This is a genomic window from Arthrobacter sp. E44, from assembly GCF_041877125.1.
Lineage (GTDB): Bacteria > Actinomycetota > Actinomycetes > Actinomycetales > Micrococcaceae > Arthrobacter.
In genome coordinates, this window is the sequence record NZ_JBHDJA010000079.1 from 1 (window position 1) to 285 (window position 285).

Genomic DNA, 285 nt, shown 5'->3' on the forward strand with positions numbered 1-285 from the left:
GCCTCCCGGCCGGTGTCCTCAACGTCATCCCCACGTCCACGGCAGGGGCCACCACCGGGCCCCTGATCAAGGACTCCCGGCTGCGCAAGCTCTCCTTCACCGGCTCCACCGAAGTGGGACGCCGACTGCTGGCCGATGCGTCCGAAAACGTGCTGCGCACCTCCATGGAGCTCGGCGGCAACGCCCCGTTCCTGGTGTTCGAGGACGCCGACCTGGACGCCGCTGTCACCGGTGCCATGGCAGCCAAGCTGCGGAACATGGGCGAGGCCTGCACGGCGGCCAACC

1 protein-coding gene is annotated in these 285 nt (G+C 69.8%); it reads left to right on the forward strand.

The window, feature by feature from the left end; translation table 11 throughout:
• The coding region (locus tag ACETK3_RS21395) for an aldehyde dehydrogenase family protein (protein ID WP_373993605.1) at positions 1–285 on the forward strand (285 nt) is incomplete at both ends.